This is a genomic window from Variovorax sp. Soil_C_19 (assembly GCF_057657255.1).
In genome coordinates this window covers 70,891-95,863 of record NZ_JBDGIV010000010.1, presented here as the reverse complement: position 1 = coordinate 95,863, position 24,973 = coordinate 70,891, and the positions used below count along the sequence as shown (strand labels likewise).

At 69.1% G+C, this 24,973-nt stretch carries 25 protein-coding genes; 16 read left to right on the top strand and 9 right to left on the bottom strand.

Annotated features, from left to right (window positions below; genetic code table 11):
* Position 1 precedes the first annotated feature (1 nt).
* Entirely contained in the window at positions 2-502 is a 501-nt protein-coding gene (locus AC3A6R_RS19175; RefSeq protein WP_487861186.1) for a hypothetical protein, read from the top strand.
* A gap of 21 nt (positions 503-523) precedes the next feature.
* On the opposite strand, the gene AC3A6R_RS19170 is transcribed toward AC3A6R_RS19175, so the two are convergent.
* The gene (locus AC3A6R_RS19170) at positions 524-2,155 is read right to left on the bottom strand and encodes a GMC family oxidoreductase (RefSeq protein WP_487865256.1); all 1,632 of its coding nucleotides are present in this window, start codon (positions 2,153-2,155) and stop codon (positions 524-526) included.
* A 133-nt stretch (positions 2,156-2,288) separates the two neighbouring features.
* Between AC3A6R_RS19170 and AC3A6R_RS19165 the strand changes: the two genes are divergently transcribed.
* The 6 genes from AC3A6R_RS19165 (at position 2,289) to AC3A6R_RS19140 (ending at position 7,298) form a co-directional block, all read left to right on the top strand.
* A complete protein-coding gene (locus tag AC3A6R_RS19165) occupies positions 2,289-3,218 on the top strand; it encodes a LysR family transcriptional regulator (protein WP_487861184.1) in 930 nt (309 codons plus the stop codon).
* A 145-nt stretch (positions 3,219-3,363) separates the two neighbouring features.
* A complete protein-coding gene (locus tag AC3A6R_RS19160) occupies positions 3,364-4,530 on the top strand; it encodes an MlaE family ABC transporter permease (protein ID WP_487861183.1) in 1,167 nt (388 codons plus the stop codon).
* A complete protein-coding gene (locus AC3A6R_RS19155; RefSeq protein ID WP_487861182.1) occupies positions 4,527-5,345 on the top strand; it encodes an ABC transporter ATP-binding protein in 819 nt (272 codons plus the stop codon). The genes AC3A6R_RS19160 and AC3A6R_RS19155 overlap by 4 nt, the downstream gene beginning before the upstream one ends.
* A 16-nt stretch (positions 5,346-5,361) precedes the next feature.
* Positions 5,362-6,330, top strand: coding sequence for an MlaD family protein (locus AC3A6R_RS19150; protein ID WP_487865255.1), 969 nt, complete (start codon positions 5,362-5,364; stop codon positions 6,328-6,330).
* A 15-nt stretch (positions 6,331-6,345) separates the two neighbouring features.
* Positions 6,346-7,032: an ABC-type transport auxiliary lipoprotein family protein gene (locus AC3A6R_RS19145; RefSeq protein ID WP_487865254.1), complete on the top strand. Its 687-nt coding sequence runs from the start codon at positions 6,346-6,348 to the stop codon at positions 7,030-7,032.
* A gap of 44 nt (positions 7,033-7,076) precedes the next feature.
* Positions 7,077-7,298, top strand: a complete 222-nt coding sequence (locus AC3A6R_RS19140; RefSeq protein WP_487861179.1) for a hypothetical protein — start codon at positions 7,077-7,079, stop codon at positions 7,296-7,298.
* 17 nt (positions 7,299-7,315) lie between these two features.
* Here the strand turns inward: AC3A6R_RS19140 and AC3A6R_RS19135 are convergent, their stop codons facing one another.
* On the bottom strand, positions 7,316-8,098 hold the full coding sequence (locus AC3A6R_RS19135) for an SIR2 family NAD-dependent protein deacylase (protein WP_487865253.1): 783 nt from the start codon (positions 8,096-8,098) through the stop codon (positions 7,316-7,318).
* A gap of 19 nt (positions 8,099-8,117) precedes the next feature.
* A complete protein-coding gene (locus tag AC3A6R_RS19130) occupies positions 8,118-8,972 on the bottom strand; it encodes an IclR family transcriptional regulator (protein WP_487865252.1) in 855 nt (284 codons plus the stop codon).
* Between the two features lie 110 nt (positions 8,973-9,082).
* Here AC3A6R_RS19130 and AC3A6R_RS19125 point away from each other — a divergent pair, with 110 nt between their 5' ends.
* The 5 genes from AC3A6R_RS19125 to fahA are packed head-to-tail and all read left to right on the top strand — an operon-like array spanning position 9,083 to position 14,609.
* Entirely contained in the window at positions 9,083-10,042 is a 960-nt protein-coding gene (locus AC3A6R_RS19125) for an MBL fold metallo-hydrolase (RefSeq protein ID WP_487865251.1), read from the top strand.
* Between the two features lie 48 nt (positions 10,043-10,090).
* On the top strand, positions 10,091-11,731 hold the full coding sequence (locus AC3A6R_RS19120; RefSeq protein WP_487865250.1) for an FAD-dependent oxidoreductase: 1,641 nt from the start codon (positions 10,091-10,093) through the stop codon (positions 11,729-11,731).
* A 14-nt stretch (positions 11,732-11,745) separates the two neighbouring features.
* A complete protein-coding gene (locus AC3A6R_RS19115; protein WP_487865249.1) occupies positions 11,746-11,946 on the top strand; it encodes a DUF2783 domain-containing protein in 201 nt (66 codons plus the stop codon).
* 52 nt (positions 11,947-11,998) lie between these two features.
* Positions 11,999-13,303 (top strand): homogentisate 1,2-dioxygenase, encoded by a 1,305-nt coding sequence (gene hmgA, locus AC3A6R_RS19110; protein WP_487861173.1) that lies wholly within the window; start codon positions 11,999-12,001, stop codon positions 13,301-13,303.
* Positions 13,304-13,334: 31 nt separating this feature from the next.
* Positions 13,335-14,609, top strand: coding sequence for a fumarylacetoacetase (gene fahA / locus AC3A6R_RS19105; RefSeq protein ID WP_487865248.1), 1,275 nt, complete (start codon positions 13,335-13,337; stop codon positions 14,607-14,609).
* On the opposite strand, the gene mrdA is transcribed toward fahA, so the two are convergent.
* The 4 genes from mrdA to AC3A6R_RS19085 all read right to left on the bottom strand — a co-directional run bounded on the left by mrdA (position 14,610) and on the right by AC3A6R_RS19085 (position 19,255).
* Entirely contained in the window at positions 14,610-16,577 is a 1,968-nt protein-coding gene (gene mrdA, locus AC3A6R_RS19100; protein WP_487861171.1) for a penicillin-binding protein 2, read from the bottom strand. It lies immediately after the preceding gene.
* Between the two features lie 61 nt (positions 16,578-16,638).
* Complete coding sequence (gene mreD / locus AC3A6R_RS19095) at positions 16,639-17,160, bottom strand: rod shape-determining protein MreD (RefSeq protein WP_487861170.1); 522 nt, start codon at positions 17,158-17,160, stop codon at positions 16,639-16,641.
* Positions 17,157-18,125: a rod shape-determining protein MreC gene (gene mreC / locus AC3A6R_RS19090; protein WP_487865247.1), complete on the bottom strand. Its 969-nt coding sequence runs from the start codon at positions 18,123-18,125 to the stop codon at positions 17,157-17,159. Before mreC ends, mreD begins: the two co-directional genes overlap by 4 nt.
* An 86-nt stretch (positions 18,126-18,211) precedes the next feature.
* A complete protein-coding gene (locus tag AC3A6R_RS19085; protein ID WP_007833435.1) occupies positions 18,212-19,255 on the bottom strand; it encodes a rod shape-determining protein in 1,044 nt (347 codons plus the stop codon).
* A 214-nt stretch (positions 19,256-19,469) separates the two neighbouring features.
* Between AC3A6R_RS19085 and gatC the strand changes: the two genes are divergently transcribed.
* From gatC to gatB, 3 genes are read left to right on the top strand one after another with little or no spacing between them, the layout of a single operon-like run.
* On the top strand, positions 19,470-19,769 hold the full coding sequence (gene gatC, locus AC3A6R_RS19080) for an Asp-tRNA(Asn)/Glu-tRNA(Gln) amidotransferase subunit GatC (protein WP_487861168.1): 300 nt from the start codon (positions 19,470-19,472) through the stop codon (positions 19,767-19,769).
* The gene (gatA, locus tag AC3A6R_RS19075) at positions 19,766-21,259 is read left to right on the top strand and encodes an Asp-tRNA(Asn)/Glu-tRNA(Gln) amidotransferase subunit GatA (RefSeq protein ID WP_487861167.1); all 1,494 of its coding nucleotides are present in this window, start codon (positions 19,766-19,768) and stop codon (positions 21,257-21,259) included. The genes gatC and gatA overlap by 4 nt, the downstream gene beginning before the upstream one ends.
* Positions 21,260-21,261: 2 nt before the next feature.
* Positions 21,262-22,755, top strand: a complete 1,494-nt coding sequence (gene gatB, locus AC3A6R_RS19070; RefSeq protein WP_487865246.1) for an Asp-tRNA(Asn)/Glu-tRNA(Gln) amidotransferase subunit GatB — start codon at positions 21,262-21,264, stop codon at positions 22,753-22,755.
* 12 nt (positions 22,756-22,767) lie between these two features.
* Here gatB and AC3A6R_RS19065 read toward each other — a convergent pair whose 3' ends face one another.
* Both AC3A6R_RS19065 and pyrE read right to left on the bottom strand, forming a co-directional pair.
* Complete coding sequence (locus AC3A6R_RS19065) at positions 22,768-23,442, bottom strand: DUF4124 domain-containing protein (protein ID WP_487861165.1); 675 nt, start codon at positions 23,440-23,442, stop codon at positions 22,768-22,770.
* A 10-nt stretch (positions 23,443-23,452) separates the two neighbouring features.
* Positions 23,453-24,139, bottom strand: a complete 687-nt coding sequence (pyrE, locus tag AC3A6R_RS19060) for an orotate phosphoribosyltransferase (RefSeq protein WP_487865245.1) — start codon at positions 24,137-24,139, stop codon at positions 23,453-23,455.
* 12 nt (positions 24,140-24,151) lie between these two features.
* Here pyrE and AC3A6R_RS19055 point away from each other — a divergent pair, with 12 nt between their 5' ends.
* Positions 24,152-24,955 (top strand): exodeoxyribonuclease III, encoded by an 804-nt coding sequence (locus AC3A6R_RS19055; RefSeq protein ID WP_487865244.1) that lies wholly within the window; start codon positions 24,152-24,154, stop codon positions 24,953-24,955.
* Positions 24,956-24,973: the final 18 nt, after the last annotated feature.

Below are 24,973 nucleotides of genomic sequence, written 5' to 3'. Positions count from 1 at the left end.
CATGAAACTGGTCCACTCCCTCTACGCCGCGATCCATGCGCTGATGTCGCTGGCCTTCGCCCTCGCATCGATCGTGCTCGTCGTGATCGCGGTGCGGGCCGGCTGGAGCGCAGTTCTCAACGGCCTCGACCTGGCCGCAGCGGAAGCGATCATCGAGGCGGTAGGCCTGCTCGCGGCCGGCGTGGTGGCGCTGCAGATCTCGCAGACCGTGCTCGAGGAGGAAGTGGTGCGCGACGCCCACATCAGCGCGCCGACGCGCGTGCGCAGGTTCCTCTCGCGCTTCATGGTGGTGATCGTGGTCGCGGTGTCGGTCGAAGCGCTGGTCGCGATCTTCAAGGCGCGCGAGGCACCCGAGCTGATGCTCCATGCGGCGCTCATGCTCGGTGCCGTGGGCCTGCTGATGGCCGGCTGGGGCGTCTTCATCCGTATGAACCGCTATGCGGAGGAGCTCGAGCCCGAGGCCATGGCCGAAGCCAAGCGCGAAGACAGCAAGCTCAAGTGAACCGTCCGGGCGCGCCTCTTTTCAGACGCCCCGAAGAACCCAGTCTGCCGCCTTCTCGGCCATCATCAGCGTCGGGCTGTTGGTGTTGCCGCTGGTGATGGTGGGCATGGCGCCCGCATCGACCACGCGCAGGCCCTGCACGCCACGCACGCGCAGGTGCGAATCGAGCACGGCCATCGGATCGTCGTCGGCGCCCATCTTGGTCGTGCCGACCGGATGGAAGATGGTGGTGGCGATATCGCCGGCCAAGCGCGCGAGGTCGTCGTCGCTCTGGTACTGCACGCCCGGTTTCCACTCCTCGGGCTTGTACTTCGCGAGCGCCGGCTGCGACGCGATGCGGCGCGTCACGCGCAGCGAATCGGCCGCCACCTTGCGGTCCGCGTCGGTGCTCAGGTAGTTGGGCGCGATGGCCGGCGCGTCCTCGAAGCGCGCACTGCGGATACGCACCGTGCCGCGGCTCGTCGGGTTGAGGTTGCACACGCTCGCGGTAAAGGCGGGAAAGCTGTGCAGCGGCTCGCCGAAGGCATCGAGCGAGAGCGGCTGCACGTGGTATTCGATATTGGGCCACGCGTGCTCGGGCGAGCTGCGCGTGAAGGCGCCGAGCTGCGACGGCGCCATGCTCATCGGGCCGCTGCGCTTCATCAGGTACTGGAGACCGATCTTTGCCTTGCCGAGCATCGAGGAGGCCAGCACGTTGAGCGTGGGCGCGCCGTCGATCTTGTAGACCGCGCGGATCTGCAGGTGGTCCTGCAGGTTGGCGCCGACGCCCGGTGCATCGACCGCCACCTCGATGCCATGCTGGCGCAGCAGATCGGCCGGGCCGATGCCCGAAAGCTGCAGCAGTTGCGGCGAGCCGATGGCGCCGCCGCAGAGGATCACCTCGCGCGTGGCGCGGGCCGTCACCATCTCATGGCCGTCCCACACCTGCACGCCGGTGCAGCGGCGGCTGCCGTCGGGCTGGGTCTCGAGCACCAGCCGCGTGGCGTGCGCATTGACCCACATCTCGAAATTGGGCCGGCCGTAGCACACCGGCCGCAGGAAGGCCTTGGCGGTGTTCCAGCGCCAGCCGTTCTTCTGGTTGACCTGGAAATAGCCCACGCCCTCGTTGCTGCCGCGGTTGAAGTCGGTGCTGTGGGGAACGCCGGCCTGCACCGCGGCCTCGGCGAAGGCATCGAGGATGTCCCAGCGCAGCCGCTGCTTCTCGACCCGCCATTCGCCGCCGGCGCCATGCAGTTCGTCGGCGCCGAGGTAGTGGTCCTCGTGTTTCTTGAAGTCGGGCATCACGTTGTCCCAGCGCCAGGCGTCGTCGCCGGTGAGCCGCGCCCATTGGTCGTAGTCGCGCGACTGGCCGCGCATGTAGATCATGCCGTTGATGCTGGAGCAGCCGCCCAGCGTCTTGCCGCGCGGATAGCGCAGCGAGCGCCCGTTGAGCCCGGCGTCGGGCTCGGTGCTGTAGAGCCAGTCGGTGCGCGGATTTCCGATGCAGTAGAGATAGCCGACCGGGATGTGAATCCAGTGGTAGTCGTCCTTGCGGCCGGCCTCGACGAGCAGCGTGCGCTGCTGCTTCTTGCGCGTGAGGCGGTTGCACATCAGCGCACCGGCCGTGCCGCCACCGATGACGATGTAGTCGAAAGTGTTGTCGTCTTCGCTCATGGCACCTGCTTCTTGTCTCTGTGGATATTTTTGCTGCTCATGGACCATGCCGATCCCGCGGACGGCAGTTTCACCCATTCCCTCGGCCGATTGCCAATGATTTCGGCGCCAGTGGTTTATAAGTCGCACTTATATGACCGCCGCCGCCCCGGACCTCCATCTCCTCCGCGCCTTCGTGCTGGCGGCGCGCGAAGGCAATGTCTCGCGTGCCGCCGAGCAGCTGCACCTCACGCAGCCGGCGGTGAGCCTGCAGCTCAAGCGGCTGGCCGAGGACACCGGACTGCAGCTCTTCACCCGGACGCCGCACGGCCTGGCGCTCACGGCGGACGGCGCCGCGCTGCTGCCGCAGGCCGAGCGCGTGCTCGCGGCAGTGGCCGACCTGCAGCAGGCGGCGCGCAACCTGCAGGGCAGCGTGCGCGGGGCGCTGCGCATCGGCACCATCCTCGACCCCGAATTCACCCGGCTCGGCATGTTCCTGCGCGAGCTCGTCGAGTCGGCTCCGCAGATCGAGACCGAGCTGCGCCACGGCATGAGCGGCACGGTGCTGGCCCAGGTGCTGCGCGGCGAGCTGGACGTGGGCTTCCACCTCGACACCTTCGACGGCGAGCCCACCGACGGGCCCAGCGACGCACCCGCCGCCGCCGCGCCGCTCGCCGCACGCACGCTCACGCGCTTCACCTACCGCGTGGTCGCGCCCGCCGGCTGGGGCCCGCAGGTGCTGGGCCGCGACTGGAAAGCCCTGGCCGCGCTGCCGTGGCTCGGCACGCCGCCCGAATCGGCGCACCACCGCCTGCTGCAGCGCGTGTTCGGCCCGCTCGGGCTCGCGCCGCGGCGCGTGGCGCTCGTGGACCAGGAGGCGTCGATGCTCGACCTGCTGAAATCGGGCGTGGGCCTGAGCCTTCTGCGCGACTCGATCGCCATTCGCGAGAGCCAGTCGCATGGGCTGGTGATGGCCGACCGCGTGCAGCTCGACTGTGCGCTGCGCTTCGTCTCGCTCGCGGCGCGGCGCAACGAGCCGGTCATCGCCAGCGCCTGGAACGCACTGTCGCGCGCCTGGGGGTGACGCCGGGGCCCGGCAGGCGGCCGCGGAAACGGCGTGAACCCCTACGCCAAGCGCCGGCAGAGCGTCACCGGAACGCCGATTCACCCGGTTACGATGCGGCCTCCGACCGCCGCTTTCTTCTTGCTCCGCCCTGCACCGCCCCGCCATGCCCATCGCAACTTCGCCTGCCGACGCATCCGCCGCCGACAGCGGATTGCCGCGCATCGAAGCGCGCGAGCAGGAGGGCCGGCGCTGGATGGTGGCGACTGGCCGCTGGACCACGCTCGCGATGTCGTCGCGCCCTGCCTGGCAGGCGCTCGCAAGCGACCTCGCCGCGGCGCCGCCCGGCGACGACCGCGCCTGGGACCTGCGTCCGATCGATCAGCTCGACCACATTGGCGCACAGCTGCTCTGGGACCACTGGCGCCACGACTGGCCGGCAACGCTCGAAATGTTGCCGCAGCACAAGGCGGTGCTCGACCAGGTGGCGCGATACACCGTCGGCACGCCCGAGGAACCGTCGCCGACGCTGGCCGAGCGGCTGCGGCATTTCTCGCACACCGGCCCGCGCGCGCTGCAGGCGACGCGCGACTACGTGGGCCTTGTCGGCCAGCTCGCGATCGACGTCGGCACGCTGCTGCGTGCGCCGCACCGCGGGCCGTGGCGCGACTTCTCGGGCCACCTCTACCAGTTCGGCGCCACCGCCCTGCACATCACGGCGCTCGTGGGGCTTTTGATCGGCGTGGTGCTGGCCTACCTGATCTCGCAGCAGCTGCGCCAGTACGGTGCCGAGGCGTTCGTGGTCAACATCCTCGGCCTGTCGCTGGTCCGCGAACTCGGTCCGGTGCTCGCCGCGGTGCTGATCGCGGGCCGTTCGGGCTCGGCGATAACGGCGCAGATCGGCGTGATGCGCGTGACCGAGGAACTCGACGCGATGCGCGTGATGGGCATTCCGCACGGCTTCCGGCTGGTGATGCCGCGCGTGCTGGCGCTGGCGATCGCGATGCCGCTGATCAGCCTCTGGACCTCGATGGCGGCGCTCGCGGGCGGCATGCTCGCGGCCGACGCGGCGCTCGACATCTCGCCGGCCTACTTTCTTTCGGCACTGCCGCGCGCGGTGCCGATCACCAACCTCTGGATCGCGCTCGCGAAGTCGGCGGTGTTCGGCGTGCTGATCGCGCTGATCGGCTGCTACTTCGGCATGAAGGTCAAGCCCAACACCGAAAGCCTGGGGCGCGGCACGACCTCGTCGGTCGTGACCTCGATCACCGCGGTGATCCTGGTCGATGCGCTGTTCGCGGTGCTGTTCAAGGGCGTGGGGTTCAGGGCATGAGCGACGAAGCAGCAGTCGTCGACATCCGCAAGCTCTGGACGGTGTTCAAGAACGCCGACGGCGAGCAGGTGGTTCACCGCGACCTCGAACTGCGCATCGAGCGCGGCGAGGTGCTGTCGCTGGTCGGTGGCTCGGGCACCGGCAAGACGGTGCTGCTGCGGCAGATCCTCGGCCTCGAGAAGCCCACGAAGGGCACGGTCGAGGTGCTGGGGCGGGCGCCCGGCGAGCTCAGCGCCAAGGGCGCGGCGAACGTCGGCATGCTGTTCCAGCACGGCGCGCTGTTCTCGGCCTTCAGCGTGCTCGAGAACATCGCCTTTCCGCTGCGCGAGCTCAAGCTGCTGCCCGACGAGCTGATCCGCAACGCGGCGCTGGTCAAGCTGCAGATGGTGGGCCTCGAGCCGCAGCACGCCAACAAGAGCCCGGCCGACCTGTCGGGCGGCATGATCAAGCGCGTGGCGCTGGCGCGCGCGCTCATCATGGACCCGCCGCTGCTGCTGCTCGACGAGCCCACGGCAGGCCTCGACCCCGAGGCCTCCGACAGCTTCTGCGACCTGCTGCGCGGCCTGCACCGCGAGCTCGGCCTCACGGTGGTGATGGTCACGCACGACCTCGACACGCTGTTCGACCTGAGCACCCGCATCGCGGTGCTGGCCGACCAGAAAGTCATCGTGAGCGGCGCCGCGCGCGAGGTGATCGCGTACCCGCATCCGTTCATCCACGAATATTTCCTGGGCGGGCGCGGCCAGCGCGCGCTGGAGGCCCTGCATGACAAACCCGCCGATGCCCCGCCTGCCGCGGCCGGCGCGGGCCACTGAAAGGTAGCCACACACCATGGAAAACAAATCCCATGCGCTCGCCGCCGGCGCCTTCGTGCTCGGCCTGATCGCCGTGCTCATCGGGCTGGTGGTCTGGTTCACGCGCGACAACACGGTGCGCAACATCTACGAACTCTCCACGCGCGACGCGGTCAGCGGACTGCAGCCGCAAGCCATGGTGCGCTACCGCGGCATCGCGGTCGGCAAGGTGACCTCGATCGACTTCGACCCCAAGATGCGCGGCAACGTGCGCGTGCGCATCACGGTCGACCAGCGCGTGCCGCTCACCACCTCGAGCTTCGCGACGCTGAGCTACCAGGGCGTGACGGGCCTCGCCTTCATCGCGCTCGACGACAAGGGCGAATCGAACGTGGTGCTGACGCCGAACAACGACGACCCGCCGCGCATTCCGCTCAAGCCCTCGATGCTGGCGCAGCTGCAGGACCGCGGCGAGGCCATCATCAACCAGGTCGACGAGGCCACGAAGCGCGCCAACGCGCTGCTCGGCGACGGCAACCAGAAGCGCGTGGCCGAAGCGCTCGAGAACATCGCGGCCGCCTCGGCCAGCGCCAATACGCTGCTCAAGCAGCTCGACAACACGGTGAAGACCGGCCTGAACCCCACGCTCGCAGCGCTGCCCGAGACCATGGGTTCGGTGAAGAAGGCGGCCGGCGACGTCTCGCGCGTGGCCAACAACTTCAACACCACCGTCAACCGGCTGAATGCGCCGGACGGGCCCATCGATCGCCTGGGCGAGGGCACCAAGTCGCTTGCGCAGGCGGTCGACTCATTCAATTCCGCCACGCTGCCGCGCGTGAACCGCGTCGCCGACGACACCTCGCGCGCGGTGCGCCGGCTCGGCCGCGCGGCCGACGGCATCAACGACAACCCGCAATCGCTGCTGTTCGGCAACGGCGGCGCCGCCGCGGGGCCCGGGGAGCCGGGCTTCACGGCACCGCCCGCCGCATGGCCGGACCGCCCCTGAGGCCGAGGATTGAAGATGACCCTGACGAACCACACCATTCGCCGCCCCTTCCGCCTCGCCCCGGCCGCCGGGCTCGGGCTCTTGCTCGGAGCGCTGCTGCTCGCCGGCTGCGGGGCCCTGCCCGACAAGCCCGCGCGCGCCACGCTCTACGACTTCGGGCCCGGCCCCGCTGGCGCGGCGGCCGCTGCGGCGGCACCGGCCGCGGCGCTGCCGACGCTCGCACTGGCCGAGATCGAGAGCAACAGCCGCCTCGACGGCACGCAGATCCTCTACCGGCTCGGCTATGCCGATGCCAACGAGCTGCGCCCTTACGGCCAGTCGCGCTGGAGCCTGCCGCCGGCCCAGTTGCTGCGCCAGCGGCTGCGCGACGCGCTGGCCGAACGGCGCACCGTGCTCGGCCCCGAGGAAAGCGCGACCATCGCGCGTACCGAAGGCCGGGTGCCCGACACCCTGCGCGTGTCGGTCGACGAATTCAGCCACTACTTCGATTCGGCCAGCAACAGCGCCGGCCTGGTGCGCCTGCGCGCCACGCTGATCCGCGGCACCGCGGGCGGCGACCGGGTGCTGGGCCAGCGCAGCTTCACCGTGCGCCGCCCAGCGCCGAGCGCCAACGCGCCAGGCGGCGTCAAGGCGCTGGCCGCCGCCACCGACGCGGCGGTCGCCGAGATCGTGCAATGGGTCGACCAGATCCCGCGGCAGTAAGCTCGAACCATCCACCACAACCATCACAACGAGGAGACCTCCGCATGAATCCCACACGCATCATCGGCATCCTGCTCATCGTCGCGGGCTTCGCAGGCCTCGCGCTCGGCGGCTTCAGCTTCACCAAGGAAACGCACCAGGCCAAGCTCGGCCCGCTGGAGCTGTCGGTGAAGGAGCAACAGCAGGTCAACTTTCCGGCCTGGGCCAGCGTGGCGGCGATCGTGGTGGGCGGGGCCCTGGTGCTGCTGGGCGGCAAGAAGGGCTGAGCGCCCTCAGGCTCGGCTCAGGCCAGGCTTCCCGGTCCGCCGAGCCCCGCCAGCAGCCGCGGCAACAGGTCTTCGGACGCGCCGCGCAGCACCACCGCTGCGGCCGCATCGAGCTGCGGCAGCGGCTCCATGTTGAGCGTGATCAGCCGGGCGCCATGGGCCAGCGCCATCTCCGGCAGTTCCGCGGCCGGGTAGACGACCGCCGTGCTGCCGACCACCATGAACGCGTCCGACTCCTGCGCCGCGGCCTGGGCGTCGAGCAGCACGCCGGGGTTGAGCGCCTCGCCGAACATCACCACATCGGGCCGCGCGCGCGAGGCGCAGCGCAGGCAGCGCTGGAACGGCCACGGCCCCTGGCGGTTGCCGCAATGGTCGCAGCGCCAGCGGCGCAATGAGCCGTGCAGTTCGAGCACCTCCAGTCCGCCTGCGATCGACAGCAGGCCGTCGACGTTCTGCGTGATGAGGCGCGTGGCCGGGCGCAGCCGCTGCAGCTGCGCGAGCGCCTGGTGGCCGGCGTTCGGCTCGGCGGCCTCGACGGCCGCGAGCCGCTGGGCCCAGAACCGGCTGAAGCCCTTGGGGTCGCGCTGCAGGTCCTCGGCATGCGAGAACTGCAGCGCGTTGCGGTTCATCCAGAGCCCGTCGGCGTCGCGGTAGGTCGGAATGCCCGATGCGCGCGACAGGCCCGCGCCCGAGAACACCACGATGCGGCGTGCGGCGCCCAGCAGCGCGATGGCGGATTCGACGGCCGCGGCAGATGGCGAAGCGGGAGAAGAAAGAGAAGAATCGTTGCCCAGGCTCATGGCGCTCGCGGAATCAGTCTCAGTCGGTGCCCTTTGCGACCGAGCTTGCGCCGAGCCGCTCGGACACCGTGCCCGCGCAGGCCTTGAGCGCGCGTGCGATTTCTCCGTCCCAGGCGGTGTCGAAGATGGCGGCGGGGCCGATGGCCGTGACGGACAGCACGATCGCGCCCGTGTGGTCGAACACCGGCGCGGCCATGGCGCTGACGCCCTCGATCACCTCGCCCTCCGAACGGCTGATGCCGTGGGCGCGCACTTCCTCGAGCTGCCGCTCGAATTCGCCCCACGAGGGCAGCGGGCGCTCGGGCGGCATGCCGGGCGTGCGCTGCTTCTGGCGCCCGCGCTCGGCGTCGAGCAGCTGCCGCACGGTGGCGGCCTCGAGGTAGGCGGCAAAGATGCGGCCCGAGGCCGTGTTGGTGAGCGAGAACACGGTGCCGTGCCGCATGTTCACATGCACCGGCGACGGCGACTCGGCCGTGCGCACGATGGTCGCGCCACGCGCGCCCCAGACCGCGAGCGCCACCGTGTGGCCGATGCGCCGCGCCACTTCGGCGATCAGCGACGTGGCGATGTGCACCGGGTCGGCCTGCTGCAGACTGATGAGCCCCAGTTGCAAGGCCAGCGGACCGAGCAGATAGTGGCCGCTGGCGCGGTCCTGCTCGATCAGCCCCAAACGCCCGAAGCTCACCATGTACGGGTGCGCCTTGGCGGGCGTCATGTCGGCTTCGCGGGCCAGGTCCTTCAGGGCCATCGGCCGGCCGTGGTGCACCAGTGCGCGCAGCAGCTGGCCGCCCACTTCGATGCTCTGGATGCCGCGCTGCGCCGCGCGGTCGGTGTCGTTGGCCGCCGTGGCGCCGGGCGTCGGATGTTCGTTCATGAAGAAGGGATTAGACATGAACCGGTTCAGCGCCTACACTTCGCAAATTCGTTATCCGCAAATTCATTTGCTTTAGACGAATTCAACATTCACATTCGATGGAGACCACGATGAGCCAAGCCAAGAAGTTCGCCAGCCAGGCCGACATGGAGGAGAAGAAGGTCACCTTCAGCCAGATCTCCGAGCACGCCTGGGCCTACACCGCCGAAGGCGACCCCAACACCGGCATCGTGATCGGCGACGACTGCGTGCTGGTGGCCGACACCCAGGCCACGCCCGCGATGGCCGCCGACGTGGTGCGGCGCATCCGCGAAGTGACCGACAAGCCGATCAGGTACGTGGTGCTCACGCACTACCACGCGGTGCGCGTGCTGGGCGCCGCCGGCTACGGCGCCGAGCACATCCTCGCGAGCCAGGACACGCGCGACCTGATCGTCGAGCGCGGCGAGGCCGACAAGGCCAGCGAGATCGGCCGCTTCCCGCGCCTGTTCCAGAACGTCGAGACCGTGCCGCCGGGGCTGACCTGGCCCACCATGACCTTCACCGGCAAGATGACGCTGTGGCTCGGCAAGCTCGAAGTGCAGCTGCTGCAGTTGGGCCGCGGCCACACCAAGGGCGACACGGTCGTCTGGCTGCCCCAGGAGCGCGCGCTGCTGTCGGGCGACCTGGTGGAGTTCGGCGCCACGCCCTATGCGGGCGACGCGTACTTCAAGGACTGGCCGCAGACGCTCGACAACCTCGCCGCGCTGAAGCCCGCGGCGCTGGTGCCGGGCCGCGGCGCGGCGCTCACCACGCCCGAGCAGGTGGCCGAGGGCCTGCAGGGCACGCGCAATTTCATCTCCGACGTGTACGCGAGCGTGCAGGAAGGCGTAAAGGCCGGACGCGACCTGAACGCGGTCTACAAGGAGACCTACGCGAAGCTCCAGCCCAAGTACAGCCAGTGGGTGATCTTCGACCACTGCATGCCCTTCGACGTGAGCCGCGCCTACGACGAGGCCTCGGGCCACGCCGACCCGCGCGTGTGGACGGCCGAGCGCGACATCGAGATGTGGAAGACGCTCGAGGGCTGAGCTTGCCCCTCCCCGGAGGGGAAGGAGAAGAAAACGGAGACAAGAATCGTGATCGACTACCAGAGCCTGCGCTTCGACTACCGGCGCCACGCCGATCAGGACACTGCCGCGCCCGCCCGTCACCCCGTGGTGATCGTCGGCGCCGGGCCGGTCGGCCTCACGCTCGCCATCGACCTGGCCTTGCGCGAGGTGCCGGTGGTGCTGCTCGACAACGACAACACGCTCTCGACCGGCTCGCGCGCGATCTGCTTCGCCAAGCGAACGCTCGAGGTGTTCGATCGCCTGGGCTGCGGCGACCGCATGGTGGACAAGGGCGTGTCGTGGAACATCGGCAAGGTCTATTTCCGCGACGAGCAGGTCTACCGCTTCGACCTGCTGCCCGAGCCCGGCCATGAGCGCCCGGCCTTCATCAACCTGCAGCAGTACTACGTCGAGGGCTACCTGGCCGAACGCGCGGCGGCGCTGCCGCTGATCGACATCCGCTGGAACAACAAGGTCACGGGCATCGCGCGGCAGGACGATGGCGCGCTGCTCACGGTGGAAACGCCCGAGGGCGAGTACCGCTTGGCGGCCGACTACGTGGCGGCCTGCGACGGCTCGCGCTCGAACCTGCGCCAGCTGCTCGGGCAGGAACCCAAGGGCCGCACCTTCCGCGACCGCTTCCTGATCGCCGACGTGGTGATGGATGCACAGCTGCCGACCGAGCGCCGCTTCTGGTTCGACCCGCCCTTCCATCCGGGCCAGAGCGTGCTGCTGCACAAGCAGGCCGACGGCATGTGGCGCGTGGACTTCCAGCTCGGCTGGGAAGCCGACCCGGTGGAAGAACGCAAGACCGAGCGCATCGTGCCGCGCGTGCGCGCGCTGCTCGACAGCATCGGCCATGCGGGGGTGCAGTTCGAGATCGGCTGGGCCAGCGTCTACACCTTCGCCTGCCAGCGCATGGAGAGCTTCCGCCAGGGCCGCGTGCTGTTCGCGGGCGATTCGGCGCACGGCGTGTCGCCGTTCGGCGCGCGCGGCGCGAACTCGGGCGTGCAGGATGCCGACAACCTCGCATGGAAGCTCGCGGCGGTGCTCAAGGGCGAGGCGCCCGACGCGCTGCTCGACACCTATGCGCGCGAGCGCGAGTACGCGGCCGACGAGAACATCCGCCATTCTACGCGCGCCACCGACTTCATCACGCCCAAGAGCGAGGTCAGCCGCCTGTTCCGCGATGCGGTGCTCGAGCTGACGAAGCGGCACGCCTTCGCGCGCACGCTGGTCAACAGCGGCCGGCTCTCGGTGCCGGCGGTGCTGCACGGCTCGCCGCTCCACACGCCCGATGCCGAGCCTTTCGCGGGGCCGATGGTGCCGGGCGCCGCGGCGGCCGATGCGCCGATCGTGCGTGCCGACGGCAGCACGGGCTGGCTGCTGCGCGAGGTCTGCCGCACGCACGGCTTCACCGCGATGGTGTTCGGCGATGCCCGCGACCCGGCCGTGGCGCAGAGCCTCGGCGCCATCGACGAAGCGGGCCTGCCGGTCGCCACCGTGCGCGTGCCGGCCGCCGCAGGCGAACTGGCGGCCCAGCGCTACGATGCGCGGCCCGGCACCGTCTACCTGCTGCGCCCCGACCAGCATGTGTGCGCCCGCTGGCGCGCGCCCTCGGCTGCGCAGCTGCGCGCTGCCTTCGACCGCGCGCTGGCCAGGCATTGAACGGACACCACGCCATGACCACCCTGCCACCACCGACCCTGATCACCGAGCCGCACCTCGAAGCGCCCGATGACTTCTACGAAGCACTGATCGAAGCCCACCAGGGCCTCGGCACCGAAGAGAGCCACGCCTACAACGCGCGCCTCGTGCTGGTGCTCGCCAACCACATCGGCTCGCTAACCGTGCTGCGCGAGGCGCTCGCGGCGGCGAAGTGAATGCCCTGCGGGCAGCCGATTTCCTTTTTTCCTTGAACCCCAAGACCACACCATGACCGCCACCTACCAAAGCGGCTTCGGCAACGAATACGCCAGCGAAGCCGTCGCCGGCGCCCTGCCCCAGGGCCGCAACAATCCGCAGCGCGCGCCCTTCGACCTCTACACCGAATTGCTCTCGGGCACGGCCTTCACCGCGCCGCGCCACGAGAACCGCCGCACCTGGCTCTACCGGCGCCAGCCTTCGGTGGTGTCGGGCCGCTACCAGCCCTACGCGCAGCCCCACTGGACCACCGGCGCCGACCGCGGCATCGCGCTCGCGCCCGAGCCGCTGCGCTGGCACCCGATGCCGCTCGACGGCGCGGCCGGCGCCGACTTCATCGACGGCATGCACACCGTCGCGGCCAACGGCGACGCCGAGTCGCAGGTCGGCATCGGCGCGCTGATGTACCTCGCGGGCCGTTCGATGGACAAGCGCGCCTTCGTCAATGCCGACGGCGAGATGCTCGTGGTGCCGCAGCAGGGCCGCCTCGTGATCACGACCGAACTCGGCGTGCTCGAGGTCAAGCCCGGCGAGATCGCGGTGCTGCCGCGCGGCATGGCGTTCAAGGTGGCGCTGCCGGATTCGGATGCCGGCGCGGGTCCCTCGCGTGGCTACGTCTGCGAGAACTACGGTGCGCACTTCCGCCTGCCCGAGCTCGGTCCGATCGGCTCCAACGGCCTCGCCAACGCGCGCGACTTCCAGGCGCCCGTGGCGGCCTTCGAGGAAGACGGCGGCGCCTGCGAACTCGTGAAAAAGTTCGGCGGCCGCTTCTGGGCCGCACCGACGAAGCAGTCGCCGTTCAACGTGGTCGCCTGGCACGGCAACCTCGCGCCGGTGAAGTACGACACGGCCAATTTCATGGCGATCGGCTCGATCAGCTTCGACCATCCCGATCCCTCGATCTTTACCGTGCTGACCTCGCCGAGCGACACGCCCGGCACCGCGAACTGCGATTTCGTGATCTTCCCGCCGCGCTGGATGGTGATGGAAAACACCTTCCGTCCGCCCTGGTTCCACCGCAACCTGATGAGCGAGTTCATGGGCCTGGTGCTCGGCGAGTACGACGCCAAGCCGGGTGGCTTCAAGCCCGGCGGCGCGAGCCTGCACAACTGCATGGTGCCGCACGGCCCCGACGAGGAGGCCTTCGACAAGGCCACGAACGCCAACCTCCAGCCGCAGAAGCTCGACAACACGCTGGCCTTCATGTTCGAGAGCCGCTACCGCTTCATCCCGACGAACTTCGCACTGAACAGCCCTGCGCTGGACACCGACTATGCCGACTGCTGGGCCGGCCTCAAAAATCACTTCAAGCCCTGACCCGCCGATTTCGAACGGAGAAAGACATTCCATGACCACCGCCACACTGAACACCACCCACGACCCGAAGCTGCGCAGCTGGGTTGCCGGCGCCAACCAGGCCGGCAGCGACTTCCCGATCCAGAACCTGCCGTTCGGGCGCTTCCGCGCCGCGGGCAGCAGCGAGGCCTTCCGCATCGGCGTGGCCATCGGCGACCAGGTGCTCGACCTGCGCGCGGCGGGCCTGGTCGAGACCGACGACATGAACCTGCTGATGGCCGCGAGCGTGCCGGAGCGGCAGGCCCTGCGCGCGGCGATCTCCGCCGGCCTGGCCGAAGGCAGCGACAAGCAGGCCGCATGGTCCAAGGCGCTGACCGCGCAGGCCGGCGCCGAGATGGCCGTGCCCTGCCGCATCGGCGACTACACCGACTTCTACACCGGCATCCATCACGCGACCACCATCGGCAAGCTGTTCCGCCCCGACCAGCCGCTGATGCCCAACTACAAGTGGGTGCCGATCGGCTACCACGGCCGAGCCTCGTCGATCGGCGTGAGTGGCCAGGTGTTCAAGCGCCCGCATGGCCAGACCAAGGCACCCGATGCAGCGGCGCCGAGCTTCGGCCCGTCGAAGCGGCTCGACTACGAACTCGAACTCGGCTTTCTCGTCGGGCGCGGCAATGCGCTCGGTGAACCCGTCGCGATCGGCGAGGCCGAGGACCACCTGTTCGGCGTGACGCTGCTCAACGACTGGTCGGCGCGCGACCTGCAGGCGTGGGAATACCAGCCGCTCGGCCCGTTCCTCGCGAAGAACTTCGCGAGCACGCTGTCGCCGTGGATCGTGACGATGGAGGCGCTCGCGCCCTTCCGCGCCCGGTTCGAGCGCCCGGCCGGCGATCCGCAGCCGCTGCCGTACCTCGACGCACCTTCGAACCGCGAGCGCGGTGCACTCGACATCACGCTCGAAGTGCTGCTGCAGACCGCGAAGATGCGCGCCGAAGGCGCAGCGCCCGTGCGCCTCACGCGCGGCAACACCACCGAGGCCGCCTACTGGACCGCCGCACAACTCATCGCGCACCACACGGTGAACGGCTGCAACCTGCAGCCCGGCGACCTGCTGGGCTCGGGCACGCTCTCGGGCCCGCAGCCCGACCAGGCCGGCTCGCTGATCGAGCTCACGCAAGGCGGCAAGCAGCCGATCACGCTGCCGAACGGCGAGCAGCGCACCTTCCTCGAAGACGGCGACACGCTCGTGATCCGCGGCTATTGCGAGCGCGATGGCGCGGTGCGCATCGGGCTGGGCGAAGTCAGCGGGACGGTCGTCGCGTAGTCAGGGCGCGGGCGCGATCGTGCTGACCATCGGCCATGCCATCTCGCTCGCGATGCGCGGCTTGCCGATCGGTGCGCCGGCCTTGCCGATGCGCACCGCGGCGATGTCGGCTTCGCTCGGATACTGGTCCATGAGCCAGTAGTCGAACACGCGCCGCGCAATGGGCGCCGCGGCGCCGGCGCCCCAGCCCGCGTTCTCGACGATGACCGCGAGCGCGATCTTGGGGTCGGTGGCCGGTGCGTAGGCCATGAACAGCGCATGGTCGCGCTGGTGCTCTTCGAGCGCCTTGGCGTTGTAGCGGGTGTTCCGCGCCTGCGTCATGGCCTGCGCCGTGCCGGTCTTTCCGGCCGCCTGGTAGCCCGCACCCGCGAACACGCCGCGCGCCGTGCCGTTCGAGACCACGCTGGCAAGGCCTTCGCGGATCACCGCGACGTGGGCCGGCTTGTAGCCGAGGTTCTCGGGCGGCGGCTGCGGCAGCGGCACGACCTGGCCGCTCACGGTGTCGCGTGTGGCCAGCACCAGGTGCGGCTTGCGCTTCATGCCGCCGTCGGCCACGATGGCCGTCGCCTGCGCGAGCTGCAGCATCGTGAAGGTGTTGTAGCCCTGGCCGATGCCCAATGAGATGGTCTCGCCCGCGTACCACTTCTTCTGCTCGGGCCGCCGGTAGGCATTGCGCTTCCATTCGGTGCTCGGCAGCACGCCGCGCACCTCGCCGCCCATGTCGATGCCGGTGATCTGGCCGAAGCCGAGCGGCTTCATGAAGTCGTGGATCAGGTCCACGCCCATCTCGTTGGCGAGCGAGTAGTAGTAGATGTTGCTCGACACCTGGATCGAGCGGCGCATGTCGACGCCGCCGAGGTTGCCTTCGGGACTGCCGAAGCGGTGGCCGCCAAAATTGAAATAGCCCGGGTCGTTGACCACCACGTTGGCGCCGCGCTTGCCGGTTTCGAGCGCAGCGAGCGCCATGAAGGGCTTGTAGGTCGATCCGGGCGGGTAGGTACCGCGCAGCGCGCGGTTGAGCAGCGGCTTTTCGATCGATTCGCTGAGTTCCTTCCAGCTCTCGGTGTCGATGCCTTCGACGAACAGGTTCGGGTCGAAGGTGGGCTTGCTCACGAAGGCCAGCACTTCACCGGTCTTGGGATCGATCGCCACGAGCGCACCGCGGCGGTCGCCGTACATGTCCTCGACGAGCTTCTGCAGCTTGATGTCGAGCGACAGCATCACGGTGTTGCCCGGCGTGGCCGGGTGGCTCGCGAGGCGGCGCACCGCACGGCCGCCGGCCGAGGTCTCCATCTGCTCGACGCCGGTCTGGCCGTGCAGCGTCTTCTCGTAGCTCTGCTCGATGCCGAGCTTGCCGATGTAGTCGGTGCCCTTGTAGTTGGCCTGGTCTTCCTCGGGCCATTCCTCCATCGCGGTCTTCTCGCGCTGGTTGATGCGCCCGATGTAGCCGAGCACGTGCGCAGCGGTCTCGCCATGCGGGTAGTTGCGGAACAGCCGCGCCTTGATCTCCACGCCCGGAAAGCGGTAGCGCTGCGCCGCGAAGCGCGCCACTTCCTCGTCGCTCAGGCGCGTGCGGATCGGGATGGAGTCGAAGCTGCGCGAGTCCTCGCGCAGGCGCTTGAAGCGGCGGCGGTCGCGCGGCGAGACCTCGAGCACCTGCGTAAGGCTGTCGATGGTCTCCTCGACGTCGTCCACCTTCGAGGGCGTGATCTCGAGCGTGTAGGCCGAATAGTTCGAGGCCAGCACGATGCCGTTGCGGTCGAGGATCAGGCCGCGGTTGGGCACCACCGGCACGATGGCCGTGCGATTGCTCTCGGCCCGCTCCGCGAGATCGGCGTGCCGCACGACCTGCAGGTAGAACAGGCGCGCGCCGATCAGACCGAAGGCGAAGAGCACCACGAGGCCGATCACGACCACCCGGCGCTTGAAGCGCGCGAGGTCGGCGGCGACATTGCGGATTTCGGTCATGGCGAAGTGAGCTTAGGTGCGCGCGGCTGCGTTGGCAATGCAAGACCCGGGAACAGCAGGCTCAAAGCGGGCGGTTCTCGTCAGGATCGGGCGTGCGCAATTGCGGCGCGAGCAAGAGCGCGGTCGCCAGCGGCCACAGCGCGGCTTCGATCGCCGGCGAGGCCAGCACCCACCAGCCCGGGAACACGCCGCCACCGATCAGGCGCGCGACGATCTCGATGAACTGCGACACCGCGAACAGCGGCAGCACCTGCAGCGCCTGCGATGCCACCGGGTACCACAGCAGGCGCCGGTGGACGGTGGCGGCGAAGAAGCCGAGCAGGGTGTAGGACAGCGCGTGCTGGCCCAGCATCGCGGCCTCGTGCACATCCATGCACAGACCGAACGCAAAAGCCGCGCCGATGCCCACGCGCATCGGCTGGTGCACGCCCCAGAAAACGATCGCGAGCGCGAGCAGGTCGGGCATCCAGGCGGCGCGGCCGACCGGGATCATGTTGATGAGCAAGGCGACCACGAGGCTCGACCACATGAACAGCGGGCTGACGGGCAGCAGGAGCTGCTGTTGTCCGGGACGTTTGATCATCGGGCACGCTCAGCGGTCTTCTTGTCGGTCTTGGCGGGTTTCGATGCCGCCTTGGCTTCGGGCTTCTTCGTGGGCGCCACGGCAGCCGGCGCAGGCGGCGGTGCCGTCGGGCCACCCGTGGGCGCCAGCACCAGCACGTAGCGCACGGCCGTCACATGCGCGAGCGGCACGCAGTAGATGCGCGCAAAGGCCGAGTCGGCGCGGCGCTCGATGCGTTCGATCTTCGCGACCGGCAAGCCGGGCGGATAGACGCCATCGACGCCGCTCGTGGACAGCAGGTCGCCCTCCTGCAGGTCGGCATTGGCGGCCATGAAGCGCAGTTCGAGGCCGCTGCCGTGCGCCGAGGCATCGCCGAAGGCCACGCTGCGCACGCCGGTGCGGGTGTTCTGCACCGGAATGGAAAGATCGCGGTCGATCACCAGCGTGACCTCGCTCGTGAAGGGCAGCACCTGCGTGACCTGGCCCAGCACGCCGTTCGCGTCGATCACCGGCGAGCCCGGGACAACGCCTTGCGTGAGCCCCTGGTCGATGACGATCTTGCGCGTGTAGGGGTCGGCCGCGTCGTAGAGCACCTCGGCCGCACGGCCCGGCGTCTGGGTGGTCTCGCGCAGCTCGAGCAGCGCGCGCAGCCGCGCGTTCTCCTGCGCGAGCGTGTCGGCCTGGCTCGCGCGCTCGGCCTGCAGCATGAGCGCGCGGCGCGCCGCGTCCTCGTTGTGCTGCGCGGTCTGCAGGTCCTCGAAGTAGCGGCCCGCGCCCGTCACGAACTGCACCGGCTTGAGCGCCAGCCATTGCACCGGGTAGAGCACCGCGCCGACCGCCGCGCGGATCGGCTGCACCAGGTGCAGCCGCGCGTCGGCCACCATCAGGAACAGCGCGAGCGTCCCGAAGAAGATCAGCTTGCTCAGCGCCGACTGCCCCTGGTTGAACAGGGGCGGGGCGGAGCGATCGAGCGTGCCCAGGGGCATGGTTCAGATCCGGCTGGCGTGCAACGTCAGATGGCAAAAAGGCCGGCCTGCGCAAGCAGAGCCGGCCGACGGTGGCAGTGGCGCATTCACTCGCTGGTAAAGATGCTGCCCAGGCGGTCCATGCGCTCGAGGGCAATGCCGCATCCGCGCACCACGCAGGTCAGCGGGTCTTCCGCCACCAGCACCGGCAGGCCGGTTTCTTCGGCCAGCAGGCGGTCGAGGTCTCGCAGCAGCGCGCCGCCGCCGGTCAGCATCATGCCGCGTTCGGCGATGTCGGCACCGAGCTCGGGCGGGGTCTGCTCGAGCGCGTTCTTCACGGCCGAGACGATGTTGTTGAGCGGATCGGTCAGGGCTTCCAGCACTTCGTTGCTGCTGATGGTGAAGCTGCGCGGCACGCCTTCGGACAGGTTGCGGCCCTTGACTTCCATTTCCTTGACTTCGGAGCCGGGGAAGGCCGAGCCGATGTTCTTCTTGATGACTTCGGCCGTCGGCTCGCCGATCAGCATGCCGTAGTTGCGGCGGATGTAGTTGATGATGGCTTCGTCGAAGCGGTCGCCGCCGACGCGCACGGAGCCCTTGTAGACCATGCCGCCGAGGCTGATGACGCCCACCTCGGTGGTGCCGCCGCCGATGTCGACCACCATCGAGCCCGAGGCCTCGCTGACCGGCAGGCCGGCGCCGATGGCCGCGGCCATGGGTTCCTCGATCAGGTAGACGGAGGTGGCGCCAGCCGCTTCGGCAGCGTCCTTGATGGCGCGGCGCTCGACCTGGGTCGAGCCGCAGGGCACGCAGATGATGATGCGCGGGCTCGGCGTGAGCAGCGTGCGCGGGTGCACCATCTTGATGAACTGCTTGATCATCTGCTCGGTGATCACGAAGTCGGCGATCACGCCGTCCTTCATCGGGCGGATGGCCTCGATGTTGCCGGGCACCTTGCCGAGCATGGCCTTGGCCTCGCGGCCCACGGCCTGGATCACCTTCTTGCCGTGGGGGCCGCCTTCATGGCGGATCGCGACGACCGAGGGCTCGTCCAGCACGATGCCCTTGTTGCGGGCGAAGATCAGGGTGTTGGCGGTGCCGAGGTCGATGGCCAGGTCGGTGGAAAAGTACCGACGAAAAGCTCCAAACATGTGCGGAATCCTTTGGAGCACGCCTGCGCGTCGGCAGGTCGTCGCTCTTTTTTTGGGTCGTTTGACGGGGTGAATTGATCGTTTTTGGCGCAAAAGCCGGCGCGTTCGCGGGGGTTGCGGCAAAGGCGGGATAATACCCGAATCCCCTCTGAATCCCGTGTCTGCACCCCTCTGGGCGTGCGAATTACTGCCGGTTCCGCGACCGGTCCGACCCATGTCCCTTTCCAGTTCAGATATTGCACGCATTGCCTCGCTCGCAAGGCTGCAGCTTGCGCCAGACGAAAGCGAGCGCATGCTTAGTCAGATCAATGGCTTCTTCGACCTGGTCGAGCGCATGCGCGCCGTCGACACCACCGGCGTCGAGCCGCTGGCCCATCCCGTGGCCGCCCTCGAAGATGTCACGCTGCGCCTGCGTGACGACGTCGTGAGCGAGCCGGACAACCGCGAAGCCAACCAGAAGAGCGCGCCCGCGGTCGAAGCGGGTCTGTTCCTGGTGCCGAAGGTGATCGAATGAGCGCCGGCAAGGACCTGCATCAACGGGGCGTGGCGGAACTGGCGGCGGCGCTGTCCCGGCGCGAGGTGTCGGCCGTCGAGGCGGCGCAGCACTTTCTCGGCCGCATCAAGGCCAACGAGGCGCTCGGCACCTTCCTCGACCTGAACGAGGACGCCACGCTGGCCCAGGCCCGCGCGGCCGACGAGCGGATCGCCGCGGGCGGCGCGCCTGCGCTCGCCGGCGTGCCGATCGCGCACAAGGACATCTTCGCCACCACCGACTTCGCCACCACCGCGGGCTCGAAGATGCTCGCGGGCTACCGCTCGCCCTTCGATGCCACCGTGGTGCGCCGCCTGGCCGAGGCCGGCGCCGTGACGCTGGGCAAGCTCAGCTGCGACGAGTTCGCGATGGGCTCGGCCAACGAGAACGTCGCCGTGCCGGCCGTCGGCCACGACAAGGCCGTGCCGGTGCGCAACCCCTGGAACCTCGAGCGCATCCCCGGCGGTTCGTCGGGTGCCAGCGCGGCGGCCGTGGCGGCGCGGCTCACGCCGGCAGCCACCGGCACCGACACCGGCGGCTCGATCCGCCAGCCGGCCTCGTTCTGCGGCATCACCGGCATCAAGCCGACCTACGGCCGCGCCTCGCGCTACGGCATGGTGGCCTTCGCGTCGAGCCTCGACCAGGCCGGGCCCATGGCGCACTCGGCCGAAGACTGCGCGCTGCTGCTGTCGGCCTTCTGCGGCCCCGACCCCGACCGCGATTCCACCTCGCTCGACCGCCCGGCCGAAGACTTCGGCCGCGCGCTGAACGACTCGCTCGAGGGCCTGCGCATCGGCGTGCCGAAGGAGTTCTTCGGCGACGGCGTGGCGCCCGGCGTGCGCGCGGCCATCGATGCCGCGCTGTCGCAGTACGAGAAGCTCGGCGCCAAGCGTGTCGAGGTCTCGCTGCCGCGCACCGAACTGTCGATTCCCGTCTACTACATCCTGGCCGCGGCCGAGGCCTCGAGCAACCTGAGCCGCTTCGACGGCGTGAAGTTCGGCCACCGCGCGGCGCAGTACAAGGACCTGTCCGACATGTACGGCCGCACGCGCGCCGAAGGCTTCGGCGATGAGGTGAAGCGCCGCATCATGATCGGCACCTACGTGCTCTCGCACGGCTACTACGACGCCTACTACCTGCAGGCGCAGAAAGTGCGCCGCATGATCGCCGACGACTTCCAGCAGGCCTTCCGGCAGTGCGACGTGATCGCCGGCCCCGCTGCGCCGACCACGGCCTGGAAGATCGGCGAACACGGCGACGACCCGGTCGCCGACTACCTCGCCGACATCTTCACGCTGCCCGCCTCGCTCGCCGGCCTGCCCGGCATGAGCGTGCCCGCGGGCTTCGACGCGGGCATGCCCGTGGGCCTGCAGCTGATCGGCAACTACTTCGGCGAAGCGAAGCTGCTCAACGCCGGCCATCGCTTCCAGCAGGCCACCGACTGGCACCTTCGCACGCCGGAGGGCTTCTGACCATGAGCGAGACAGCAGTGAACACCTTCGAAGCACAGCAACAGGGCCGCCCGACCGGCCCGCTGGTGCGCGGCTATGAAGTCATCATCGGCTTCGAGACCCATGCCCAGCTCTCGACCGCGAGCAAGATCTTCAGCCGTGCGTCCACGGCTTTCGGCGCCGAGCCCAACACGCAAGCCTGCGCGGTCGACCTGGCGCTGCCCGGCACGCTGCCGGTAATGAACAAGGGCGCCGTCGAGCGCGCCATCCAGCTCGGTCTCGCGCTCGGCTCGCACATCGCGCCGCGCAGCGTGTTCGCACGCAAGAACTACTTCTACCCCGACCTGCCCAAGGGCTACCAGATCAGCCAGTTCGAGATCCCGGTGGTGCAGGGCGGCACGGTGTCGTTCTTTCTCGGCGAAGAGATGAAGACGGTGCGCCTGGTGCGCGCCCACCTCGAGGAAGACGCGGGCAAGTCGCTGCACGAGGACTTCGTCGGCCAGAGCGGCATCGACCTGAACCGCGCGGGTACGCCGCTTCTGGAGATCGTGACCGAGCCCGACATGCGCTCTACCGCCGAGGCCGTGGCCTATGCGCGCGAGCTGCACAAGATCGTCACCTGGATCGGCATCTGCGACGGCAACATGCAGGAAGGCAGTTTCCGCTGCGACGCCAACGTGTCGGTGCGCAAGCCCGGCGACAAGCTCGGCACGCGGCGCGAGATCAAGAACCTCAACAGCTTCAAGTTCATGCAGCAGGCGATCGACTACGAGATCCGCTGGCAGATCGACGAGATCGAGGACGGCCGCAGGATCGAACAGGCCACCGTGCTGTTCGACCCCGACACGGGCGAGACGCGTGCCATGCGCGCCAAGGAAGACTCGGCCGACTACCGCTACTTCCCCGATCCCGACCTGCCGCCGCTGGTCATCGCCGCCGACTGGATCGAGCGCGTGAAGGCCACGATGCCCGAGCTGCCGCGCGCGATGGCCGATCGCTACGTGCGCGAGCACGGCCTGTCGGCCTACGACGCGGCGCAGCTCACGCAGAGCGCGGCACTCGCCGGCTACTTCGACGCCGCCGTGGCCGCGGGCGCCACGCCGAAGCTCGCGAGCAACTGGATCACGGGCGAGATGGCGCGGCGGCTCAACGCGGCCGAGATCGGCATCGAGGCCGCGCCGGTCACTGCACAGCAGCTCGCCGCGCTGGTGCAGCGCATCGCCGACGGCACGCTGCCCAACAATGCGGCGCGCCAGGTGTTCGAGGCACTCTGGACCGGCGAAGGCAGCGACGTGGACGCGATCATCGAGGCCAAGGACCTGAAGCCGATGAACGACGCCGGCGCGCTCGACAGGATCCTCGACGAGGTGATTGCGAAGAATGCGAAGAACGTCGAGGAATACCGCGGCGGCAAGGAAAAGGCGCTCAACGGCCTCGTCGGTCAGGTCATGAAGGCCAGCGGCGGCAAGGCCAATCCGGCGCAGGTCACCGAGCTGCTGAAAGCCAAGCTGGGCTGAGGCCCGTCGCGCTCAGCGGTTGGTGCCGCCGTTCTGCGGTGACCAGAGCTGCTTGAGGCGCGTGCGCTCTTCGTCGAAGCGCGCGTTCACGCGCTTCTTCTCGTCTTCCTGTTCGCCGACGAAGCGGTCTTGCACCGCCACGCTGCGCAGGTTGTCCTCGAGCTTGCGGCGCACCGCGCCCGGCGCCTTGCTCACGTCGGCCTTGTAGAACTCGAGCTCCTCGTCGATCTTCCGGCGGTCTTCGGCCAGCTCGACCAGGCGCTTCTTCGCGGCCTGGATCACGGCATCGATCTGCACCAGCGCCTCGGCGCGCTCGCGGTCGTGTACGGTCGCATTGGGGTAGCGCACCAGCAGCGCACGCTCGCGGCGGCGCTCGTCGACGATCCGCGCGGCCTGCAACGCGGCCTCGCGCGCACGGTCTTCGCGCTCGGCGATTTCGCGCGCGGTGTAGGTCGGCTCGATGACGCGGCGCGTGGTGCCGCTCGGGTTCAGTTCGCGCTGCTCGCGGTCGATGCAGGCGGCGATCGGCCGGTCGGCCGTGTGCGTGCGGCCGCGTGCATCGGTGCATGAATAGATGCCGCCTGGCGCAGGCGCCGACGGCACCTGTGCCAGCGCGGCCGCGGGCGCCAGCGCGAGCAGCGCCGCGGCGATCGCCGGATCGAATAGGTGATGGCGAACGTCACGCATGGCGCGGGCCTCAGTGGGCGCCGTAGCGCGCGCGGTAGGCCAGCACCCGGTCGCGGTGCGCGCCCAGGTCGGTGGCGGCATGGCCCGAGAGATAGCTCAGCAGGTCGTCGAGCGTGGCGATGGCGACAACCTTCAGGCCGAGCTGGTTGCGAACGTACTGCACCGCACTGTGGTCGACGTCGACGCCGTTCTCGGTGGCTTTCTCCTGCCGGTCGAGCGCGATCGCCACCGCGTGCGGCGTGGCGCCGGCGGCCTCGATGGCGGCAATGGATTCGCGCACCGCGGTGCCGGCCGACATCACGTCGTCGACGATCAGCACGCGCCCCTGGAGCGGCGCACCGACCAGTGCACCGCCTTCGCCGTGGGCTTTGGCTTCCTTGCGGTTGTAGGCAAAGGGATGGTTGCGGCCGCGCCGGGCCAGTTCGGCCGCGACCGTCGCACCGAGCGGAATGCCCTTGTAGGCCGGGCCGAAGATCATGTCGAACTCAACGCCGCTCTCGATCAGCCGGTCTGCATAGAATCCGGCGAGCCGCGCGATCTTGGCGCCGTCGTCGAACAGCCCCGAATTGAAGAAGTAGGGGCTCAGGCGGCCGGCCTTGGTCTTGAACTCGCCGAAGCGCAGGACGCCCGCGTCGAGCGCGAACTGGACGAAGTCCTGCGCCACCGCGCTGCCTTGTTCCTCACCATCTACAGCCATCGGAATTTCCTTGTGTTCAAACTGACCAGCCTCAATCTCAATGGCCTGCGTTCGGCCGCCACGAAAGGGGTGGCGGACTGGGTGGCCGAACTTGCGCCGGATTGTATTTGCATGCAGGAAATCCGGGTCCAGGCGAGCGACATCGAGGGCCGCTTCGAGGAGATGGCGGGCCTCAAGGGCCATTTCCACTTCGCCGAGAAGAAGGGCTATGCCGGCACTGCCATCTACACCCGGCACGCGCCGAGCGACGTGGTCGTGGGCTGGGGCGACCGCGAGTTCGACGCCGAGGGCCGCTACCTCGAGCTGCGCTTCGACACCCCGGCGCGCAAGCTCTCGATCATCAGCTGCTACTTTCCCAGCGGCAGCTCGGGCGAGGAGCGCCAACTGGCCAAGTTCCGCTTCCTCAAGGGCTTCTTCCCGCACCTGGTGGCACTCAAGCAGTCGCGCGAATTCATCCTCTGCGGCGACATCAACATCGCGCACAAGGAGATCGACCTCAAGAACTGGCGCGGCAACCAGAAGAACAGCGGCTTCCTGCCCGAGGAGCGCGCCTGGATGACGCGGCTGCTCGACGCCAGCACCGACGGCGCGGGCATCGTGGACGTCTACCGCATGCTCAAGCCCGAGACCACGGCCGAGGCCTACACCTGGTGGAGCAACCGCGGCCAGGCCTATGCGAACAACGTGGGATGGCGGCTCGACTACCACCTCGCCACGCCGCAGACCGCCGCGCTGGCGCGCACCGAGCAGATCTACAAGACCGTCAAGTTCAGCGACCACGCGCCGATCACGGTCGAATACGACTTCGGACTCTGAGCGCCACGATCTGAGTAT

Excerpts from the sequence above, each read along its gene's own strand:
- AC3A6R_RS19145 (WP_487865254.1), top strand. The coding sequence starts at position 6,346 with ATGACCCTGACGAACCACACCATTCGCCGCCCCTTCCGCCTCGCCCCG.
- AC3A6R_RS19175 (WP_487861186.1), top strand. The coding sequence starts at position 2 with ATGAAACTGGTCCACTCCCTCTACGCCGCGATCCATGCGCTGATGTCG.
- AC3A6R_RS19135 (WP_487865253.1), bottom strand. The coding sequence starts at position 8,098 with ATGAGCCTGGGCAACGATTCTTCTCTTTCTTCTCCCGCTTCGCCATCT.
- AC3A6R_RS19115 (WP_487865249.1), top strand. The coding sequence starts at position 11,746 with ATGACCACCCTGCCACCACCGACCCTGATCACCGAGCCGCACCTCGAA.
- AC3A6R_RS19085 (WP_007833435.1), bottom strand. The coding sequence starts at position 19,255 with ATGTTTGGAGCTTTTCGTCGGTACTTTTCCACCGACCTGGCCATCGAC.
- AC3A6R_RS19160 (WP_487861183.1), top strand. The coding sequence starts at position 3,364 with ATGCCCATCGCAACTTCGCCTGCCGACGCATCCGCCGCCGACAGCGGA.
- AC3A6R_RS19140 (WP_487861179.1), top strand. The coding sequence starts at position 7,077 with ATGAATCCCACACGCATCATCGGCATCCTGCTCATCGTCGCGGGCTTC.
- fahA (WP_487865248.1), top strand. The coding sequence starts at position 13,335 with ATGACCACCGCCACACTGAACACCACCCACGACCCGAAGCTGCGCAGC.
- gatA (WP_487861167.1), top strand. The coding sequence starts at position 19,766 with ATGAGCGCCGGCAAGGACCTGCATCAACGGGGCGTGGCGGAACTGGCG.
- AC3A6R_RS19130 (WP_487865252.1), bottom strand. The coding sequence starts at position 8,972 with ATGAACGAACATCCGACGCCCGGCGCCACGGCGGCCAACGACACCGAC.
- hmgA (WP_487861173.1), top strand. The coding sequence starts at position 11,999 with ATGACCGCCACCTACCAAAGCGGCTTCGGCAACGAATACGCCAGCGAA.
- mreD (WP_487861170.1), bottom strand. The coding sequence starts at position 17,160 with ATGATCAAACGTCCCGGACAACAGCAGCTCCTGCTGCCCGTCAGCCCG.
- AC3A6R_RS19125 (WP_487865251.1), top strand. The coding sequence starts at position 9,083 with ATGAGCCAAGCCAAGAAGTTCGCCAGCCAGGCCGACATGGAGGAGAAG.
- AC3A6R_RS19065 (WP_487861165.1), bottom strand. The coding sequence starts at position 23,442 with ATGCGTGACGTTCGCCATCACCTATTCGATCCGGCGATCGCCGCGGCG.
- mrdA (WP_487861171.1), bottom strand. The coding sequence starts at position 16,577 with ATGACCGAAATCCGCAATGTCGCCGCCGACCTCGCGCGCTTCAAGCGC.
- AC3A6R_RS19150 (WP_487865255.1), top strand. The coding sequence starts at position 5,362 with ATGGAAAACAAATCCCATGCGCTCGCCGCCGGCGCCTTCGTGCTCGGC.
- pyrE (WP_487865245.1), bottom strand. The coding sequence starts at position 24,139 with ATGGCTGTAGATGGTGAGGAACAAGGCAGCGCGGTGGCGCAGGACTTC.
- AC3A6R_RS19170 (WP_487865256.1), bottom strand. The coding sequence starts at position 2,155 with ATGAGCGAAGACGACAACACTTTCGACTACATCGTCATCGGTGGCGGC.
- gatB (WP_487865246.1), top strand. The coding sequence starts at position 21,262 with ATGAGCGAGACAGCAGTGAACACCTTCGAAGCACAGCAACAGGGCCGC.
- mreC (WP_487865247.1), bottom strand. The coding sequence starts at position 18,125 with ATGCCCCTGGGCACGCTCGATCGCTCCGCCCCGCCCCTGTTCAACCAG.
- gatC (WP_487861168.1), top strand. The coding sequence starts at position 19,470 with ATGTCCCTTTCCAGTTCAGATATTGCACGCATTGCCTCGCTCGCAAGG.
- AC3A6R_RS19155 (WP_487861182.1), top strand. The coding sequence starts at position 4,527 with ATGAGCGACGAAGCAGCAGTCGTCGACATCCGCAAGCTCTGGACGGTG.
- AC3A6R_RS19165 (WP_487861184.1), top strand. The coding sequence starts at position 2,289 with ATGACCGCCGCCGCCCCGGACCTCCATCTCCTCCGCGCCTTCGTGCTG.